Genomic DNA, 18,780 nt, shown 5'->3' with positions numbered 1-18,780 from the left:
CGAGCAGTGACGAACAGCGAAGGGAAGCGACCGATGCGCACCACCGTCGGCATCATCGGAGCGGGCCCCGCCGGCCTCCTCCTCGCCCGGCTGCTCCACAACGCAGGCATCGACTCGGTCGTCCTGGAGAGCCGCGACCGCGCCTACGTCGAGCACCGCCAGCGCGCCGGAATCCTGGAGCAGGGCACGGTGGACGTGCTGCGCGCGGCCGGCGCCGCGGAGCGCATGGACCGCGAGGGCCTGCGCCACGACGGCATCGAGCTCCGCTTCGACAAGCAGCGCCACCGCGTCGACTTCCCCGCCCTCACCGGCGGCCGGTCCGTGATGGTCTACGCCCAGACCGAGGTCTGCAAGGACCTCATCGCCCTCCAGCTCAAGGAGGGCGGCCCGCTGCTCTTCGAGGCGGAGGCCCTCGCGGTCGAGGGCGCGGACACCGACAGCCCGCGCGTGCGCTTCCGGTACGAGGGGAGCGAGGACGTCCTCGAATGCGACTACGTCGTCGGCTGCGACGGCTTCTGGGGCGTGTCCCGCAAGGCGGTCCCCGCCGAGCTCACCCGCGTCTTCGAGCGGACGTACCCCTTCGGCTGGCTCGGCATCCTCGCCGACGTACCGCCCTCCCACGACGAACTCGTCTACGCCCGCCACGACCGCGGCTTCGCCCTGCTGTCCATGCGCTCCCCGTCCGTCTCCCGCCTCTACCTCCAGGTACCCGAGGGCACGGACGCCGAGGCGTGGAGCGACGACGCGATCTGGGCCGAGCTGGAGCGCCGCTTCGAGACCGCCGACGACTGGCGCCTGGAGCGCGGACCCGTCACCCAGAAGTCGGTCACGCCCATGCGGTCCTACGTCCACGAGCCCATGCGCCACGGCCGTCTCTTCCTCGCCGGCGACGCGGCGCACATCGTGCCGCCGACGGGCGCGAAGGGCCTGAACCTGGCCGTCGGAGACGTCGTCACCTTCGCGAGGGCGCTGACGCACGAGCGGGAGACCGGTTCGGCGGAGCTCCTCGACGCCTACTCCGAGACCTGCCTGCGCCGCGTCTGGCAGGCCGAGCGGTTCTCGTACGACATGACGACGCTGCTGCACCGCGCCCCCGACGCCACGCCCTTCGAGGACCGGCTCCAGCTGGCGCGGCTGGAGCGGATCGCGGGGTCCAGGGCGGCCGAGGCGGATCTGGCCGAGGGATACACGGGGTTCCCGTTCGGGTGATCGAACCTGTGGGGCGGGGGAGTGATCTCCGGATCTCCGGCCGGTTCCGGCCACGTACCAGGTTCGTCATGAATGAGCCCCTCCGTGGCTGGGAATCACCCGGCCGCGTAGCGTGTTGCGCAGCACGACGAGGGAAAGATCCTCCCCAAGCACTAGGGTCAATCCTTTGCCTACCTATTACTCTTGAGCCAAGGCCACGCCTGGTGGCCATGGAGGAGTGAAATGAGGAGCAGCAACCCGGTCTTCTCGCGACGGGGGTTCAGCCGCGACAACGGCTACGCGGGCTTCAACACCGCGCCGCAGGCCGGGGGCGCCGCTGTCGGCACGCAGGGCAACCCGTACGCCCAGCCGCAGGCCGGCAACCCGTACGCGCAGAACCCTTACGCCCAGAACCCGTACGCCCAGCAGGACCTGCAGCACGGCGCACCGCCGCAGGCCCCGGCCACCACCGGCCGGATGACGATGGACGACGTCATCCTGCGCACCGGCACCACGCTCGGCGTCCTGATCGTCACGGCCGCGCTCGCCTGGGCGCTGCTGCCCGTCGACGACGCGAACATCAGCCGGTCCTACGGCATCGGCATCGGCGCCGCGCTGATCGGCATGGTCCTGGCGTTCGTCCAGTCCTTCAAGCGCAAGGCCTCGCCCGCGCTGATCCTGACGTACGCCGCGTTCGAGGGCGTGTTCCTCGGCGTGATCTCCAGCATCGTCGACAACCGCATCGCCAGCGGTGCGGCCATGCAGGCGGTGCTCGGCACGATGGCGGTCTTCGCCGCGGTGCTGGTGGCCTACAAGGCCGGCTGGATCCGCGTCAACCGCCGCTTCGTCGGCTTCGTGATGGCGGCCGCGCTCGGCTTCATCCTGCTGATGGCGGTCAACCTGCTGTTCGCCGTCTTCGGCGGCGGTGACGGCCTCGGCTTCCGCAGCGGCCCGCTCGGCATCCTCTTCGGTGTCGTCGGTATCCTGCTCGGCGCCTGCTTCCTCGCCCTGGACTTCAAGCAGGTCGAGGACGGCCTCGCCTACGGCGCGCCGCGCGAGGAGGCCTGGCTGGCGGCCTTCGGCCTCACGCTGACGCTGGTGTGGATCTACATGGAGTTCCTGAGGATCATCGCGATCCTCAACAGCAGCGACTAGCAGCGCCGGTCTGCGACGGCCGTTGCAGCAAAGGGCCCCGGGTTCGTACCCGGGGCCCTTCGTCGTCTGTGCGCGCCTAGAGGAATTTGCGCGCCGCCCTCCTCAGGTCGTACTCGTGGACGATCGCCTTCGCGTGGCCGTACGCGAGGTCGTATTCGTGGCGAAGCCAGCTGACCTTCTCTTCGAAGCGGAAGAGAGCCGGTCCTTCTTCTACGGTGCGGAGCCAGTCGGAGACTTCACGACCGGTGCAGTGGGGGATGCGGGCGAGCATGTTGCGGTGGGTCTCCTCGGAGAGGACGTGGGACATCGGCGCCTCCGGACGCAAAGGGGATGTAAGCCGGTCCTTCAGGTCACCGTGCCTGAGCGTTCGCCCGTTGGCAACAGTCGTGGTGCGACGCGTAGGTTTGTGGGGTGGTTGATACGACGCCCTTGACTCGTGCCGTTGATCACTTCGCCGACCGCTTGCGGGCCGCGCCCCAGAGTCGGCTGCAGAGAGGCGCCGCCGGCGAAGCGTTGCGGCTGGCCAGGGAGTTGGCTCGGTGGGCACAGGTTCTGGAGGTGCCCGGGGTGGAGCCTCGGGAGATGCCGGACGCCGGGATGTTCGCCGCGGCCGACCAAATCACCGTGGCCGTGCACGACTTGACCCTCGTACTCACGAACGAGGGTGAGGTCGAGGACGCGCTGAGGCTGGTGGAGGAGGCGCAGAAGCGGGCGGGAGTGTAACCCCCACAGGGATGTCCCCACAGGGATGTCCCTGCAGCGATGTCCCTACAGGGACGCTATGACCCGGTCCGCCAGGATGTAGACGTTCTCCTCGCCGCACGCGAAGGTCAGGGTGTACGCCCCCGACACCCCCGAACCGCCCAGCAGCACCGGCGTCTCGCCCGCGCGCAGGGCCGCCGCCAGGCGCTCCGCGGTCTCCCGGTGGCCCGGGGTCATGCAGAGCGTGGTGCCGTCGGCGAAGACGTAGACGTCGAGGGTGCCGAGCGGGCCCGGACGGACGTCGGTCAGTTCGGTGGCGGAGGCGGCCAGGTCCTCAAGGGCGGAGACCGTACGCTCATGGTCGTTCACCGCGGGTGAGGAGACCGGGACGAAGTCCGGGTGGGAGGGGTGGCGGCGGCGGGCCGCGGCCAGCTCGGGGGATTCCCCGGCGAACTCGTCGGCGTCCGCGGTCGTCTCGCTCACCGGCTCCAGGTACTCCAGGCCCGCGAAATCGGCCTGACGGGGCAGGAACAGCTCGCTGTCGGACAGGCCCAGCAAAGTGGGCGCGTCGGAGGCGTCACGGGCCTCCTGGGCGGCCCAGAAGGCGCGCGCCTCGGCCAGCTCCCGCTCGCGTTCCTCGGCGAGCGCCTCGGCCACCGCGGCGCGTATCTCATCGGCCTCGGCGGAGAGGCGGGCCGGCGGGACCAGGCCGCGGGCCGCGGCGGCGTTGTTCTGTGCCAGCTCGGTGTGCAGGGCCGCGACCTGTCGGCGCAACACCATCAGGGTGCGCAGGACGGCGACGCCCACGGCGCCGGTGGCGGCCGTGGTGAGCAGCAAGGCGATCGGCATGGCGCTCACTGACGTACTCCCGGTTCAAAGTCGACCCCCGACTTCCTACATCAGCTTGAAGGGCGGACTATCCAGCTGTCAGTGCGTAACGTCACGAAACGGGCAGGACTTTGGGGCCTGTGTTTCGTGGTGAAGCGGCTCTGACCTGCGTATCTCCCTCCGCGAAGGGAGATAGGTCACATCCTGGGGGAGATTGGATCACAAATCGGCCCAGAACCTTGGAGTTTCCCGGATTCTGGGCCGAAGGCTCACGCTGGGTCGTGAGTTGACTACTTAGGGGCTCTGGGTCGGTGGTTCAGCTCAGGCGCTCGATGACCATCGCCATGCCCTGGCCGCCGCCGACGCACATCGTCTCCAGGCCGAACTGCTTGTCGTGGAACTGGAGCGAGTTGATGAGCGTGCCGGTGATGCGGGCGCCGGTCATGCCGAAGGGGTGGCCGACGGCGATGGCGCCGCCGTTGACGTTCAGCTTGTCGAGGTCGATGCCCAGCTCGCGGTAGGAGGGGATCACCTGGGCGGCGAACGCCTCGTTGATCTCAACCAGGTCGATGTCGTCGATCGTCAGGCCGGCGCGGCGCAGGGCCTGGTTGCTCGCGTCGACCGGGCCGAGGCCCATGATCTCGGGGGAGAGGCCGGAGACGCCGGTGGAGACGATGCGGGCGAGCGGGGTGAGGCCGAGCTCGCGGGCCTTGGTGTCGGACATGATCACGACCGCGGCCGCGCCGTCGTTGAGGGGGCAGCAGTTCGCGGCGGTGACGAGGCCGTCGGGGCGGAAGACCGGCTTGAGGTCCTGGACGCCCTCCATGGTGACGCCGGGGCGGGGGCCGTCGTCCTTGCTGACGACCGTGCCGTCGGGGGTCGTGACCGGGGTGATCTCGCGCTCCCAGAAGCCGTTCTTGATGGCTTCCTCGGCGAGGTTCTGCGAGCGGACGCCGAACTCGTCCATGTCCTGGCGGGTGATGCCCTTCACCCGGGCGAGGTTCTCGGCGGTCTGGCCCATGGCGATGTACGGGTCGGGGACGAGGCCGTCCTCGCGCGGGTCGTGCCAGGTCGTGCCCTCCTGCTGGGCGACCTCGGCGGTGCGGGCCTCGGCCTCGGCGAAGAGGGGGTTGTGCGTGTCGGGGAGGCTGTCGGAGTTGCCCTTGGCGAAGCGGGAGACCATCTCCACGCCGGCCGAGATGAAGACGTCGCCCTCGCCGGCCTTGATGGCGTGCAGGGCCATGCGGGAGGTCTGCAGGGAGGAGGAGCAGTACCGGGTGATGGTGCAGCCCGGGAGGTGGTCCATTCCCATCTGTACGGCGACGATGCGGCCGAGGTTGTTGCCCTGCTCGCCGCCGGGGAGGCCACAGCCGAGCATCAGGTCGTCGATGTCGCGCGGGTCCAGCTCGGGGACCTTGGCGAGGGCCGCCTGGATGATCGTGGCGGTGAGGTCGTCGGGGCGCAGGTCTTTCAGGGAGCCCTTGAAGGCGCGGCCGATGGGGGAGCGGGCGGTCGAGACGATCACGGCTTCGGGCATCACGGCTCCAGTGGCGTACGGGGGGTTGGGCAGGGCTGGTTGGGAAGTTACCCGTACGTATGGTCAGGGTCACGTGTAGGGCGGTGTGACCCTTGCCGCAATTGTCTAAGCGCTTGCTTTCCTCGCCCCGCCGCCCCTGCCCGTCCCATCCCTGGGGGCTGCCGCCCCCAGACCCCCGCTTCGGCCCTGAACGGGCCTCGCCCTCAAACGCCGGACGGGCTGAAAATCCAGCCCCTCCGGCTGGTTCAGGGCGATGGCGTCACCGGGGCCCGGTCCGGCTCGGGGACGCGGCGACGCCGCCGGCGCTTCAGCAGGGCCCACGGCCCCTTCGGCCCCGTCGGCATCGCTGCCGTGACCTCCGTGCCCGCCTCCGACGCGGCCTCGGCCGCCGCGCGGGCCACCGGGAGGAAGCCCTCGCGGCGGGTGACGTCGGGGCGTTCCTCTTCCGCCGGCCACAGGCCCAGGGCCGCGCAGACCGTCGGGAGGACCGCCATCGCCGCCGTGGCGTAGCCCTCCGCCGAGGGGTGGTAGTTGTCGGGGCCGAAGAGCTCCCGAGGGTTCGCCGCGAACTCCGGACCCAGCAGGTCGCCCAGCGACACCGTGCGGCCGCCCTGTTCGACGACGCCGATCGTCTGGGCGGCCGCCAGCTGGCGTGAGGCCCGTCGGGCCAGCCAGCGCAGGGGTTGCTGGACCGGTTCGATGGTGCCGAGGTCGGGACACGTGCCGACCACTACCTCCGCGCCGGCCGTGCGCAGACGCCGTACCGCCGAGGACAGGTGGCGCACCGAGCGTGTCGGTGGCATGCGGTTCGTGACGTCGTTGGCGCCGATCATGATCACGCAGATGTCGGGCAGCAGGGCGGGGTCGGCGAGCACCAGGGCCACCTGGCGGTCCAGGTCGTCCGAGCGGGCGCCCGGCAGGGCCACGTTGCGCATCAGCACCGGACGTTCCGCCACCGCAGCCAGCCCCGACGCCAGCAGCGCCCCCGGCGTCTGACCCGCTCGGTGCACGCCCTGGCCCGCCGCCGTCGAGTCACCCAGGATGGTCAGGCGCAGCGGCGGTTCGCCCGGGGCGTCGTACAGGTGGCCGTAGCGGCCGTCGGCGTTCGGTACGTGGTTGTTGGTGCCGTTGCCCACGTGGCGCCTGGCCAGCCGCACCTCGGCGAGGAGGAGACCGACGGCCGCCGCGCCGGCCAGACCGATCCCGCCTCCGCCGTACGCGGCTCCCGCCGCGATCCGCCGGGCCACCCGGGCCCTCGACATGCTCGTCATACGTCGCCGCCACCTCCTCATAGCCGTACACCCACTGCTTGCCCCGCACGGACCGTGGCCCAATCCCAACGGCGAGTGAACGACCTCTACGAGCCCCCCGCAGGCCATAGGCTGGCGGAACCACTACGACCACCTCTTTTTCAGCATCCGGAGACAACGGTGCATTTCCACGACTCGCTGATCAGCCTCGTCGGCAACACCCCGCTGGTGAGGCTCAACAACGTGACCAAGGGCATCCGGGCGACCGTCCTCGCCAAGGTCGAGTACTTCAACCCGGGCGGCTCCGTGAAGGACCGCATCGCCCTGCGCATGATCGAGGCCGCGGAGGAGAGCGGTGCGCTCAAGCCCGGCGGCACGATCGTCGAGCCGACCAGCGGTAACACCGGTGTCGGGCTCGCCATCGTGGCTCAGCAGAAGGGGTACAAGTGCATCTTCGTGTGCCCCGACAAGGTCAGCACCGACAAGATCAACGTGCTGCGGGCCTACGGCGCCGAGGTGGTCGTCTGCCCGACCGCCGTCGACCCTGAGCACCCGGACTCCTACTACAACGTCTCCGACCGGCTCGTGCGTGAGACGCCCGGCGCGTGGAAGCCGGACCAGTACTCCAACCCCAACAACCCGCTCTCCCACTACCACTCCACCGGCCCCGAGCTGTGGGAGCAGACGGAGGGGAAGATCACCCATTTCGTGGCGGGCGTGGGGACCGGCGGGACGATCTCCGGTACCGGTCGCTATCTGAAGGACGTCAGCGACGGCAAGGTGCAGGTCGTCGGCGCCGACCCCGAGGGCTCCGTGTACTCCGGCGGGTCCGGGCGGCCGTATCTCGTCGAGGGCGTCGGTGAGGACTTCTGGCCGACCGCGTACGACCGGACCCTCGCCGACGAGATCGTCCCCGTGTCCGACAAGGACTCCTTCCAGATGACCCGGCGGCTGGCCCGCGAGGAGGGGCTGCTGGTCGGTGGTTCGTGCGGCATGGCCGTCGTGGCCGCGCTGCGGGTCGCCGAGCGGCTCGAAGAGGACGACGTCGTGGTGGTGCTGCTGCCGGACAGCGGGCGCGGCTACCTCTCCAAGATCTTCAACGACGAGTGGATGGCCGACTACGGCTTCCTCGAGGACGAGGGCCCGAGCGCGCGCGTCTCCGACGTCCTCAACGACAAGGAGCACGGCGCCATCCCGTCCCTCGTCCACATGCACCCGGACGAGACGGTCGGCGAGGCCATCGAGGTGCTGCGCGAGTACGGCGTCTCGCAGATGCCGATCGTGAAGCCGGGCGCCGGCCACCCGGACGTCATGGCGGCGGAGGTCGTCGGGTCCGTCGTCGAACGGGAGCTGCTCGACGCGCTGTTCACCAAGCGGGCCTCGCTCGACGACCCGCTGGAGAAGCACATGTCCGCCCCGCTGCCGCAGGTCGGCTCCGGCGAGCCGGTCGGCGACCTGATGTCCGTGCTGGGCGCGGCCGACGCGGCGATCGTCCTCGTCGAGGGCAAGCCGACCGGTGTGGTCAGCCGGCAGGACCTGCTGGCCTTCCTCGCCAAGGGCGGGAAGTAGCGGCGAACCTGCGGTGAACGGGCGGTGTCCGCGGCGAACTTGCGGTGACCGGGGCCGCTCGGGCCGTCGCGGAACTGGTACGAGCGCGTCACGTTCACGCAGCACCGGCTTAACACGGGTCCGGCACATTAGTGGGTGTCGGCAGGGCGGGAGCGGCTCCCCGCCCCGGCCGGCACCAAAACGGCGTCAAGGACCTCCGGAGCGGCTCCCGGACCTCCACCGACGCCTAGGACGCGTAAGCCCGGCCTGACCCGGCCCGCGTCCCTCGCGGGGACCGCCGTCGTCCCGCCCCCCGGAAACGGGGGTGCGGCGGTCCCCGCGCACAGCTTTTTCAGCAGCGCTACGCGTGGGTCGTCGTCCAACTGGCCAGCAGCGCAAGCCTCTCCGCCGTCTCCGAGCCCGGCTCCGGCGTGTAGACCACGAGTGTCTGTTCCGGTGCCTCCGGGAGCGTCAGCGACTCGTACGGGAGGGTCAGCAGGCCCGCGACCGGATGCCGCACCCGCTTCACGCCGTACATGCATGCCTTGACCTGGTGGTCGGCCCACAGGCGGCGGAAGTCCTCGCTCTTGACGGAGAGTTCGCCGACGAGTTCGCGCACGCCGCGGTCGTCGGGGCGGGCGCCCGCGCTCAGCCGCAGGTGGGCCACGGTCTGAGCGGCGATCGCGGCCCAGTCGGGGTAGAGGTCGTGGCCCTCGGGTTCGAGGAAGAGCTGGCGGACCATGTTGCGCCGGGAGGGGGCCATGCGGCTGAAGCCGGTCAGGGCGTCGGCCAGGGCGTTCCAGGCCAGGACGTCCAGGCTGGGCCCGAGGACGAAGGCCGGCGTGCGCTCCATGCTGTCGAGCAGCAGTTGGATGCCAGGGCGGACGCGTGGCGTACTGCGGCGGCGCTCGCCCTTCTTCGGTGGCCGGGCCACCGTGTGCAGATAGGCGTGCTCGGTCTCGTCCAGGCGCAGTACGCGCGCGATCGAGTCCAGTACGGCGTCCGAGACACTCGGACCCCGGCCCTGCTCCAGGCGGATGTAGTAGTCGACGCTCACCCCGGCCAGCTGCGCCACTTCCTCGCGGCGCAGCCCGGGCACCCGGCGCCGGCCGTGCGAGGCCAGCCCCACCTCCTCGGGTTGGATGCGGGCGCGGCGTGAGCGCAGGAAATCTCCGAGGTCCCCGTCCATGGGTTCGATCGTAGGGGAGCCGCAGCCGCGGAACCTGGTACTGGCAGACCCAGGAAAAGCGCATCCCTGGGTACGGCGGCGCGGGCGGCGCAGGGTGGTGGACGAGCCGGGGAGACGCCCCGGCGGACTTCCCCGACGAGGAGCACCTCCATGTCTTACGAGAACCTGGCCGGACGCACCGCCGTCGTCACCGGGGCCGCCAGTGGCATCGGCGAGGCCGTCGCCGTACTGCTGGCCGCCCAGGGGGCGCGGGTCGCGCTGCTCGCGCGGCGCGGGGAGCGGCTGGAGGCGATCACCGAGAAGATCCGGGCCGACGGCGGACGGGCGCTGGCCGTGGTCGCGGACGTCACCGACGACGCGTCCGTGGCGGCCGCCGCGGACCGGATCCACGAGGCGTACGGGACCGTCGACCTGGTCGTCAACAACGCCGGCGTCATGCTGCCCAACCCGATCGAGGACGCGCGCGTCGACGAGTGGCAGCGGATGATCGACACCAATGTCACCGGTGTCCTGCGGGTCATCGGCGCCTTCGCCAAGGATCTGACGGAGGCGGCCGCGCAGGGCCGCAGCGCGGATCTGGTGAACGTCTCGTCCATCGGCGCGCACGTCACCGGCTTCACCAACTACGCCGTGTACGGGGCGACGAAGGCCGCTGTCACTCATCTCTCGGCGCTGCTGCGAGGCGAGTTCGGGCCGCGGGACGTGCGGGTCACCAACATCGAGCCTGGGCTGACCGAGAGCGAACTCGCCTCGCACATCGACAACGACGGTCTGCGGGAGCAGGTCGGCGGGATGGTCGAGGCGATGGGCACACTGGCGGCCGGGGAGCTCGCCGATCTCGTCGCCTACGTCACCAGCCGCCCCCGGCACGTCAACCTGCGGCAGGTCGTGGTGCTGCCGACCCGGCAGGCGTGAGCGCCGTAGCCGCTCAGGGAGATCAGTCCTCCCAGCGGTCCTCGTCCTTGGCCGACTTGCGGCGCCAGCCCCGGAACAACCCGGGGTTGGTGCGGGCCGCCTGGACGACGTTGACGCCGACGATGCCGATCCAGCTGACCAGCAGGCCGGGGAGGTGGGCGGTGCCGGCGCCGATCGCGGACAGCGGGATCGCCAGGACCAGCGAGACGATGCCGAAGCCGAAGCGCTCGCCGAAGGAGTCCGTGGCCTTCGGCGACCGGGCGCCCCGGGCCACCACCATCTGCTGCTCGGCCAGCTGCCGCCGCAGCCGGCGCTCGACCGCCCCGTCGATACGCTGGTCGACCTTCTCCAGGAACGAGTCGACCAGCGCGGACTCGTATTCGTCGCCCAGTTCCCTGCGGGCCTGCAGGGTGGCGTTGAGTTCCCTCTTGAGCTCGGTGTCCCGCGCATCCATTCCGGTCATACGCCCACGGTAGGGAGCGCGGGCGGTGGCCGCACTGGGGTTAGCCCCCCTGTTGGGATGGGGGTACGCGGCAGGGCGCCGTCACTTCACCAACCCGTGCTCCTTCGCGTACGCGTCCGCCACGTCCTCCGGGTCCTTCTTGTCCTTGTCGACCTGCCGGTTCAGCTCGGTGAGCTGGGCGGTGGTCAAGGTGTTGCCGAGGCGGGCCAGGGCCTTGCGGACCGTGGAGTCGGCCTTGCGGTCGGCGATGAGGGGGACGACGTGCTGGCCGGGGATGAGGTTCTTCGGGTCGGTCAGGACCACCCAGTCGTTGGCCTGGATGTCGGTGTCGGTGGTGAAGAGGTTCGCCACGTCCACGTCGCCCTTCTTGAGGGCGCCCTTGACCAGCGGACCGGAGGAGTCGAGGGATTTGAACTCCTTGAACTCCACCCCGTACACGTCCTTCAGACCGACCGCGCCCACCTCCCGCTTCTTCACCTCGGGTGCCGCGCCGATGACCAGCTTGCCGTTCTGCTTCTTCAGGTCGGCGAGGGAGGTCAGGCCGTACTTCTCGGCCGTCTCCCGGGTGACGACGAAGGCGTCGGAGTCCTCGGCCATGCCGTACGGCAGCACCTGGAGGCCGCTGGGCAGGGCGATGGTGAGGGCGTTCTGCATCTCGCCCTCCTCGGTCGCGGTCGCCTTGGGGGCGACGTAGTGGAGCAGGGCGCCCTGGTACTCGGGGAGCAGGTCGATGTCGCCGCCCCTGAGGGCGGGGATGAGGATCTCGCGGGTGCCGAGGTTGGGGCGGACGTTGACCTTCACGCCGGCCTCCTGCAGCACGGCGGCGTACAGGTACCCGAGCACCTGATTCTCGGTGAAGTTGGCGGTGCCGACGGTGATGCCGCCCTTGCTGGAGCCGCCGCCACCGCTGGTCGAGCCCTGGTTCTCCAGGGACGTGATGCCGCTCGCGCAGGCGGCGAGGGCGGGGACGGAGGCCGCTGCGAAGAGGCCGCCGAGGAGAGTGCGTCGGTTCATCGAGAGGGTCCCTAGGCAGTGCGGTGGCGGAAGAGGATGCGCTGGAGGCCGGACAGGGCCAGGTCCAGGGCGACGGCGACCACGGCGACCAGCACCGCGCCGCCGAGCACCTGCACGAGGTCGCGCTGGGCGAGGCCGTCGAAGACGTAGCGGCCCAGGCCGCCGAAGGAGACGTACGCGGCGATGGTGGCGGTGGCCACGACCTGGATCAGTGCCAGGCGCAGGCCCGTCATGATCAGGGGGAGGGCGAGGGGGAGTTCCACCTGGAGGAGGACCTGGTGACCGCGCAGTCCTTGCCCGCGCGCCGCGTCCTTCACGTCCGGGTCGACGGCCGTCATCCCCGCGTAGGTGTTGGTGACGATCGCCGGGACCGCGAGGGCGACCAGGGCGACGTAGACCGGGAGCATGGACAGTCCGCCGGCCAGGAAGACCAGGACGACCAGGCCGACGGTCGGCAGGGCCCGGCCGAAGGACGCGAGGTTGATCGCGAGGAAGGCGCCGTTGCCGGTGTGGCCGATCAGCAGGCCGAGGGGGAGGCCGATCGCCGCCGCGATGAGGGTGGCGACGAGGGAGTACTGGAGGTGTTCGGCCAGGCGGTGGCCGATGCCGTCCGGGCCCGACCACTGCTCGCCGCTGACCAGCCAGGCGCCGAGGTTGCTGAAGAGTTCGTACATGTCAGGCTCGCCGCCTCCGCCAGGGGGTCAGGACGTACTGCAGGGCGACCAGAGCCGCGTCCGCGACCACGGCGAGCAGGAGGGTGAGGACCACTCCGACGATCACCGGGGTCGGGAAGTTGCGCTGGAAGCCGTCGGTGAAGAGCTGGCCGAGGCCGCCGTCGCCGATGTAGGTCGCGACCGAGACCAGGGAGATGGACATGACCGTCGCGATCCGGACGCCCGCCATGATCACGGGGAGGGCGAGCGGGAACTCGACCGTCAGCAGCGTGCGCAGGGGGCGGGTGCCCATCGCCTTGGCGGATTCCTTCACCTTCACGGGGACCGAGTCGAGGCCCTCGACGGTGTTCCGCAGCAGGACGACCAGGGTGTAGACCGTCAGGCCGATGACGGTCGTGGTGCGGGTGAGGCCGGAGACCGGGAGCAGAAGGACGAAGATCGCGATCGACGGGATCGTGAACAGGACGTTCGAGAGGCCGAGCAGGAAGCCGCGCAGGGGGCGGATCCGGTGGGCGATCACCGCGAGGGGGAGGGAGACCAGGACACCCAGGAAGACGGCGGTGAGTGCGGCCTGGAGGTGGGAGACCGTCAGGGTGGTGAGGTCGTCGGTGTGGTCGCCTATCCACGACCAGTCGATGGTCATGCGGCCACCCGCGCCTCGGTGTGGGCCTGTCCGGCGTGCTCGTGGATGTCGTCGCGGGACGAGACGCCGGTGAGGGCGCCCTCCGCGTCGACGCGGGCTATCAGGCCGGTGGGGGAGGCGATCGACTCGTTCAGGGCCGCCAGGAGCGAGTCGGTGTCCTTGAGCGGTCGTACGGGGAGTTCGGCGCCCTTCGTGTCCTTGGTGGCCTTCGCCGCCCAGTGCAGGGGCTTGTTCGCCGCGTCGAGTACGAGGCTCCAGTCGCCGCTCTCCGGCGCCGGGCCCTGCGGGACGTCCGCGAGGGTCCGCAGCGACAGCAGCTTCAGGCCGCGCTCGGCGCCGAGGAAGCCGGCCACGAAGTCGTCGGCGGGGCGGGCGAGGAGCTCGGCGGGGGAGGCGCACTGGACGAGGTGGCCGCCGGTGCGGAAGACCGCGATCTGGTCGCCGAGCCGGACGGCCTCGTCGATGTCGTGGGTGACGAAGACGATGGTCTTGCTCAACTCCTTCTGGAGTCTGAGCAGTTCGTCCTGGAGCTGGGTGCGCACGACGGGGTCGACCGCGCCGAACGGCTCGTCCATCAGCAGCACGGGCGGATCGGCGGCGAGCGCGCGGGCGACGCCGACGCGCTGCTGCTGGCCGCCGGAGAGCTGGTGCGGGTAGCGCTTGCCGGCGTCGGCCGCGAGACCGACGGTCTCCAGCAGTTCCGCCGCCCGGGCGCGGGCCTTGCGGCGGCTCCAGCCGAGCAGCAGCGGCACGGTGGCGATGTTGTCGAGCACCGTGCGGTGCGGGAACAGGCCCGCCTGCTGGATGACGTACCCGATGGAGCGGCGCAGTTCGGCGGCGTCCTGCCGGGTGACGTCCTTGCCGCCGACCCGGATGGTGCCGGAGGTCGGCTCGACCATCCGGTTGATCATCCGCAGGGTGGTCGTCTTGCCGCAACCGGAGGATCCGACCAGGACGGTCACGCCGCCCTCCGGCATCTCCAGGGAGAGGTCGTGGACTGCTGTCGTGCCGTTGGGGAAGCGCTTGTGGACCGCGTCGAACTGGATCATGAGATGTCCTCTGCCCGGCTGTATAACCTCATGCAGAGTTCTCGGTGGCTGAATAGATTGTCAATACTCTGCTGTTAATCCGCGGTAACGGATGACCGGGGAGCGGGACTGGCCGACCGGCTTGGGGGCGTTTCAGGAACTATGTCGTCTCGGATCGTGGACGTATGTCACCCGTGTTCGAGGGGCACGCGGGTCGGAACGGCCCAGTCGGCCGGCGCGCGCCAGTCACGCCACTGCTCCCACCAGCACGCCCCCCGCTCGATGAGACCCACGACGGAGGCGGCGGCCGTGCGGACGGCGGCCGCCTCCTCGGCGTCGAAGCCGCCCGTGCGCACCCGCTCCTCGAAGTGCTCGACGTCCTTCCACCGGTACGGGGAGCCGTCGCCGGGGATGATCAGGTCCAGCTCGTGGTCCAGGGTGTCGAACCCGCGCTCCGTACGGACGAGAGGCGCCTGGAAGTTGACGTACCACTCCGACAGGACGCCGTCCTCCCAGCGGCCCCACACGGAATAGCCGTCCCCGGGGCGCTGCAGCTGCAGGACCCCGCTGGACTGCCATACGTGCTCGAACTCGATCCAGGGGTGCGGGCCCCACCGGAAGTCGCCGTGCCCGAAGGTGAGCGGCGTGCCCTGGGCCAGGTATACGGCGAGCGCCCGCTCGTCGTCGCTCGCCACCCGCACCGGGTACACCAGCCATTCGCGGCCGGCCAGGATCTCCCGCCGGACGACGACCTCACCGCTGCGGAACCGTGACCTCATGGCGCCCGACCCTAGTGGATCATGAGATGTCCCTTGCCCGGCTGTATAACGTCATGCAGAGTTCTTGGTGTCTGAATACGCGGTCGAAGCTGCACGGATTGAGGGGTGTTTGAGCCTTATGTCGTCTCGGATCGTGGACGCACCCGGCGCTGTGCACAGCGGGCACACCGGCCTGGTCGTCCTCGACGGGATCGGGCTCCGCGTCGAGGACGTCGTACGCCTCGCGGGCGGCACCGCGCGCCCGGTGCCCGCGACCGACGCGATGAAGCGTGCCGAGGAGTCCTGGGACGCCGCCCGCCTCATCGCCGCGACCGGACGCGTCTACGGCCGCTCCACCGGCGTGGGCGCCAACCGGAACGAGGACGTGCCCACCGACGCCGCCGCCGAACACGGCCTGCGCCTGCTGCGCAGCCACGCCGGCGCCATCGGCGAGGAGCTGCCCGCGCGGCAGGTGCGGGCCATGCTCGCCGTCCGCGCCAATCAGCTGCTCGCCGGAGGTGCCGGCCTGCGGCCCACCGTCGTCACCGCGCTGTGCGAGGCGCTGGAGAGCGGGGCCCACCCGGTCGTGAACGAGTTCGGCTCGGTCGGCACCGGCGACCTCGCGGCGCTCGCGCAGACCGGCCTCGCGCTCGCGGGCGAGCATCCCTGGCGCGGCTCCGGCGCCCCCGAGCCGCAGCAGCTCGACAACAACGACGCGCTCGCGTTCATCAGCAGCAACGCCCTCACCCTCGGCCAGGCGGCCCTCGCCCTGCACGAACTGCGCGGGCTCATCGCCGCCACCCAGGTCGTCGCCGCCCTGTCGCTGCTCGCCGTCGACGGCTCCCACGAGGCGTACGCCGCCCCCGTGCACGCCGCCCGCCCGCACCGGGGCAGCACCGAAGTCGCCCGCCGGATGCGGGAGCTGATCGGCGCCGAGGACCGGCCCACCCCACCGCTGGGTCGGATCCAGGACCCGTACGGCTTCCGCTGCCTGCCCCAGATCCACGGCCCCGCGCACGACGCGGCCGACGCCCTGGAGGAGGTGCTCGCGGTGGAGATCAACGCGGCTGCCGAGAACCCCCTCATCTCCCCCGGGGACATGGCCGCCTACCACCACGGCGGCTTCTACCAGGCCCAACTCGCCCTCGCCCTGGACCACTTCCGGCTGGCGCTGACCCAGGTGGCGCGGCTCTCGACATCGCGCCTGTCCACCCTGAACGAGCCCGCCTACACCCGCCTGAAGCCCTTCCTCGCCGACCACGAGCCCGCCTCGTCCGGCGTGATGATCCTGGAGTACGCCGCCGCGGCCGCCCTCGGCGACCTGCGCGCCTTCTCCGCCCCCGCCTCGCTCGGCCACGCTGTACTCTCCCGGGGCGTGGAGGAGCAGGCCAGCTTCGCCTCGCTCGCCGCACGGCAGACACTGCGCGCGTGTGGCGCGTACCGTCTGGTCGTCGGCTGCGAACTCGTCGCCGCCGTACGGGCGTTGCGGCTGCGCGACCTCAGGCCCGACCCGGACCTTCCGGTGGGCCGGGCACTGGAGCTGGCCGAGTCGGTGCTCGACGACGACCTGGCCGACCGCCCGCTCACCGATGACGTGACGGCGGCGGCAGCACTGCTGGACCGGTTCACGGACATCTGGAGGGGGAGCGCCGCATGAGCGCGGACAGGAACACGAACGGGTCGGCGCACGGGACGGACAGCCCCGCCGCGCGGCTCCAGGCGCTCTTCGAGGGCCACCGGCTCACCCCGACCCAGCGGCGCATCGCGCACAGCATGGTGCGGCAGGCCGCCGACGTGCCGTTCCTGTCCAGCGTGGAACTGGCCGAACTGGCCGGGGTCAGCCAGCCCTCCGTGACCCGCTTCGCCGTCGCCCTCGGCTTCGACGGCTACCCGGCGCTGCGCAAGCACCTGCGCGAGGTCGCGCCCGTGGAGCAGGCCCCGGACGCCGGCTCGTACAACGAGTACCAGCAGGCCGTCGAGGCCGAGATCGAGAACCTCCGGCACCTGGCGGAGGTGCTGGCCGACCCGCGCCCGGTGCAGAAGGCGGGGCGGCTGCTCGCGGCCTCGCGTCCGCTACCCGTGCTCGGGCTGCGGGCCGCGGCCTCCCAGGCATACGGCTTCTCCTACTTCGCCGCCAAGGTGCACCCGGACGTACGGCTGCTGCACGAGGGCGGCACGATGATCCACGACCGTATCGACGCCGCCGTACGGGCCGGCGCGACGGCCCTGCTCTGCTTCGCGCTGCCCCGGCACCCGCGCGAGGTCGTGGACACCCTGGCGTACGCCAAGGAGGCCGGGCTGACGGTGGTGACGGTGGCGGACTCGGCCTTCGCGCCGGTCGCCAAGGTCTCCGACCTGCTGCTGCCCGCCGCCGTCGGCACGGGCCTCGCCTTCGACACGGCGTGCGCGCCGATGCTGCTGGGCCGGGTCCTGCTGGAGGCGATGTGCGACGACCTGCCGGACGCGCAGGCGCGGCTGGAGGAGTTCGACGCGCGGGCGGCCAAGCGGGGGCTGTTCGTCGATTGACTGCTCCCTCTCGCAGATGAGGGGGATTCCTGGCTCAGGCGGCCTCCTGGAGAAGCGCTCCAGGGGGTCTTACGCCCTCGACACCAGCCGGGGCCAGACCTGCCCGGACGAGCATCACACGGGCGGAGTTCTTGTCCCTAGGGGACACTAGTCCGCAGGTGGTGCAGGTGTAGGTGCGTTCCGACAGCGGCAGGGCGTGCTTGGTTCTCGCTCCGCACCGTCCGCAGTCCATTGTGGTGTGCGCGGGATGAACGAGGCGCACATCCCGCCCGTGCTTGCGCCCCATCTCGATCAGGGCCTTCTTCGTCGTGCCGATCGCGGCGTCGGCCGCCTTGCGCGCCATGCTGGTCCTGGCGAGGAACTTCGGCCGAAAGTCCTCAACCGCGATGGCGTCGTGGTCACGCACGACCTTCTTCGCCCACTTGCGGGCTGCGTCCTGCCGCTGCCGGGCGATCTTCTGGTACGTCTTCGCCCGCCACCGTTGCGCCTCGCGGTAGCCCTTGGAGGCGGCCTGTCCCTTCTTCGGTTTGCGGCGGGCCATCATCTGGTCGTACCGGGACAGCTTGGCCTTGGCCTTCCTGCCGTGTTCGGCGTGCGGCAGGTCGTGGGCGTCACTGGTGGTTGTCGCGGTTTCCACCACGCCCCAGTCCACACCGAGCGCTCTGCCCGTGGCGGGCAGCGGCTCGACTTCGGCAGGGACGACGAACGAGGCGTACCAGTGGCCGAGACTGTCCCGGTACACCCGTACCGACGAGGGCTCGGAGGGCAGATCACGCGACCACACCACGGTCAGGACGATGCCGCCCGCCAGGTGTATCTGACCGTCCTTCAGCCGGAACCCGAGCCGTGTGTAGTTCAGGCTGGGATCAGCCTCGTGCTTCTTCTTGTGACGTGGCATTCCCGCCCGTTGCCTGACCGGTAGGCGGTTCTTGATGTCCTTCAGGGCCTTGGCACGCGACTTGCCGAAGTCGCGGATCATCTGCTGCTGTGGCACGCTGGCGCCCCTGGTCAGCCAGGGCGTGATCGCGCGTGCTTCGGTCAGCATTCGATCTAGTCGGGCTGGTCCGCACTCCTCCCCGTCGGCGCGGGCCTTCTTGGATCGGGCGACGCACTCGTTCCAGACCCACCGGCACCGGCCCCACTCTGCGAGCAACCCCGCCTGGGCGGTAGACGACACCCGCAGCCGGTACGTAAACCGAGCAAGCCCAGCCACGTCCGCTTCCTTCGCCGCCTCCATGCCGTCACCTCGCCCCGCGATCGACTGTCACTCGGCCGGATCCCCCGACTTCCACTGTGAGACCGTACGTACGACACTCGAACTCCCGCACCGTGATCTCGCCCTCGCCACCCCAATCGGTGAAT

Annotated in this window: 19 protein-coding genes; 7 read left to right on the top strand and 12 right to left on the bottom strand. The window is 70.7% G+C overall.

All coding sequences use genetic code 11. The features are described from left to right. Positions 1-33 precede the first annotated feature (33 nt). Together PBV52_RS18595 and PBV52_RS18590 are read left to right on the top strand one after the other, a co-directional pair. Positions 34-1,209: a 4-hydroxybenzoate 3-monooxygenase gene (locus PBV52_RS18595; protein WP_274239553.1), complete on the top strand. Its 1,176-nt coding sequence runs from the start codon at positions 34-36 to the stop codon at positions 1,207-1,209. 222 nt (positions 1,210-1,431) lie between these two features. Continuing rightward, entirely contained in the window at positions 1,432-2,343 is a 912-nt protein-coding gene (locus PBV52_RS18590; protein ID WP_274239550.1) for a Bax inhibitor-1/YccA family protein, read from the top strand. Between the two features lie 76 nt (positions 2,344-2,419). On the opposite strand, the gene PBV52_RS18585 is transcribed toward PBV52_RS18590, so the two are convergent. Then, the gene (locus PBV52_RS18585) at positions 2,420-2,650 is read right to left on the bottom strand and encodes a DUF4287 domain-containing protein (RefSeq protein ID WP_095753563.1); all 231 of its coding nucleotides are present in this window, start codon (positions 2,648-2,650) and stop codon (positions 2,420-2,422) included. A 104-nt stretch (positions 2,651-2,754) separates the two neighbouring features. Between PBV52_RS18585 and PBV52_RS18580 the strand changes: the two genes are divergently transcribed. Continuing rightward, positions 2,755-3,066: a hypothetical protein gene (locus tag PBV52_RS18580; protein ID WP_274239547.1), complete on the top strand. Its 312-nt coding sequence runs from the start codon at positions 2,755-2,757 to the stop codon at positions 3,064-3,066. A gap of 45 nt (positions 3,067-3,111) precedes the next feature. On the opposite strand, the gene PBV52_RS18575 is transcribed toward PBV52_RS18580, so the two are convergent. From PBV52_RS18575 to PBV52_RS18565, 3 genes are all read right to left on the bottom strand, one after another. Further along, on the bottom strand, positions 3,112-3,894 hold the full coding sequence (locus PBV52_RS18575) for a hypothetical protein (RefSeq protein ID WP_274249444.1): 783 nt from the start codon (positions 3,892-3,894) through the stop codon (positions 3,112-3,114). 295 nt (positions 3,895-4,189) lie between these two features. Further along, complete coding sequence (locus PBV52_RS18570) at positions 4,190-5,410, bottom strand: acetyl-CoA C-acetyltransferase (protein WP_274239546.1); 1,221 nt, start codon at positions 5,408-5,410, stop codon at positions 4,190-4,192. Positions 5,411-5,655: 245 nt separating this feature from the next. Continuing rightward, complete coding sequence (locus tag PBV52_RS18565; protein ID WP_274239544.1) at positions 5,656-6,681, bottom strand: SGNH/GDSL hydrolase family protein; 1,026 nt, start codon at positions 6,679-6,681, stop codon at positions 5,656-5,658. Between the two features lie 159 nt (positions 6,682-6,840). Between PBV52_RS18565 and PBV52_RS18560 the strand changes: the two genes are divergently transcribed. Further along, positions 6,841-8,229 carry a cystathionine beta-synthase gene (locus tag PBV52_RS18560; protein WP_274239543.1) on the top strand — a complete coding sequence of 463 codons (1,389 nt, stop codon included), beginning with the start codon at positions 6,841-6,843 and terminating at the stop codon, positions 8,227-8,229. A 340-nt stretch (positions 8,230-8,569) separates the two neighbouring features. Here the strand turns inward: PBV52_RS18560 and PBV52_RS18555 are convergent, their stop codons facing one another. After that, on the bottom strand, positions 8,570-9,397 hold the full coding sequence (locus PBV52_RS18555) for a helix-turn-helix transcriptional regulator (protein WP_274239542.1): 828 nt from the start codon (positions 9,395-9,397) through the stop codon (positions 8,570-8,572). Positions 9,398-9,547: 150 nt separating this feature from the next. On the opposite strand from PBV52_RS18555, the gene PBV52_RS18550 reads away from it, so the two are divergent. After that, positions 9,548-10,312, top strand: a complete 765-nt coding sequence (locus tag PBV52_RS18550; RefSeq protein ID WP_274239541.1) for an SDR family oxidoreductase — start codon at positions 9,548-9,550, stop codon at positions 10,310-10,312. 22 nt (positions 10,313-10,334) lie between these two features. Here the strand turns inward: PBV52_RS18550 and PBV52_RS18545 are convergent, their stop codons facing one another. The 6 genes from PBV52_RS18545 to PBV52_RS18520 form a co-directional block, all read right to left on the bottom strand. Then, the gene (locus PBV52_RS18545) at positions 10,335-10,766 is read right to left on the bottom strand and encodes a hypothetical protein (protein ID WP_274249442.1); all 432 of its coding nucleotides are present in this window, start codon (positions 10,764-10,766) and stop codon (positions 10,335-10,337) included. Between the two features lie 90 nt (positions 10,767-10,856). Then, positions 10,857-11,789: an ABC transporter substrate-binding protein gene (locus PBV52_RS18540; RefSeq protein WP_274239540.1), complete on the bottom strand. Its 933-nt coding sequence runs from the start codon at positions 11,787-11,789 to the stop codon at positions 10,857-10,859. A gap of 11 nt (positions 11,790-11,800) precedes the next feature. After that, positions 11,801-12,463: an ABC transporter permease gene (locus PBV52_RS18535; RefSeq protein ID WP_274239539.1), complete on the bottom strand. Its 663-nt coding sequence runs from the start codon at positions 12,461-12,463 to the stop codon at positions 11,801-11,803. 1 nt (position 12,464) lies between these two features. Next, the gene (locus PBV52_RS18530; RefSeq protein ID WP_274239538.1) at positions 12,465-13,106 is read right to left on the bottom strand and encodes an ABC transporter permease; all 642 of its coding nucleotides are present in this window, start codon (positions 13,104-13,106) and stop codon (positions 12,465-12,467) included. Then, entirely contained in the window at positions 13,103-14,155 is a 1,053-nt protein-coding gene (locus PBV52_RS18525; protein ID WP_274239537.1) for an ABC transporter ATP-binding protein, read from the bottom strand. Before PBV52_RS18525 ends, PBV52_RS18530 begins: the two co-directional genes overlap by 4 nt. Before the next feature lie 167 nt (positions 14,156-14,322). Further along, positions 14,323-14,913, bottom strand: a complete 591-nt coding sequence (locus PBV52_RS18520; protein ID WP_274239536.1) for a DUF402 domain-containing protein — start codon at positions 14,911-14,913, stop codon at positions 14,323-14,325. A gap of 118 nt (positions 14,914-15,031) precedes the next feature. On the opposite strand from PBV52_RS18520, the gene PBV52_RS18515 reads away from it, so the two are divergent. Beyond that, entirely contained in the window at positions 15,032-16,549 is a 1,518-nt protein-coding gene (locus PBV52_RS18515) for an aromatic amino acid ammonia-lyase (RefSeq protein ID WP_274239535.1), read from the top strand. Then, the gene (locus PBV52_RS18510) at positions 16,546-17,418 is read left to right on the top strand and encodes a MurR/RpiR family transcriptional regulator (RefSeq protein ID WP_274239534.1); all 873 of its coding nucleotides are present in this window, start codon (positions 16,546-16,548) and stop codon (positions 17,416-17,418) included. The genes PBV52_RS18515 and PBV52_RS18510 overlap by 4 nt, the downstream gene beginning before the upstream one ends. A gap of 34 nt (positions 17,419-17,452) precedes the next feature. Here the strand turns inward: PBV52_RS18510 and PBV52_RS18505 are convergent, their stop codons facing one another. Further along, positions 17,453-18,655, bottom strand: coding sequence for a transposase (locus PBV52_RS18505; RefSeq protein ID WP_274239533.1), 1,203 nt, complete (start codon positions 18,653-18,655; stop codon positions 17,453-17,455). Positions 18,656-18,780 lie beyond the last annotated feature (125 nt).

The organism is Streptomyces sp. T12, assembly GCF_028736035.1.
In the GTDB taxonomy this organism is placed as follows: domain Bacteria; phylum Actinomycetota; class Actinomycetes; order Streptomycetales; family Streptomycetaceae; genus Streptomyces.
The sequence above is the reverse complement of the archived record's forward strand: the minus strand, read 5'-3'. Positions and strand labels throughout refer to the sequence as shown.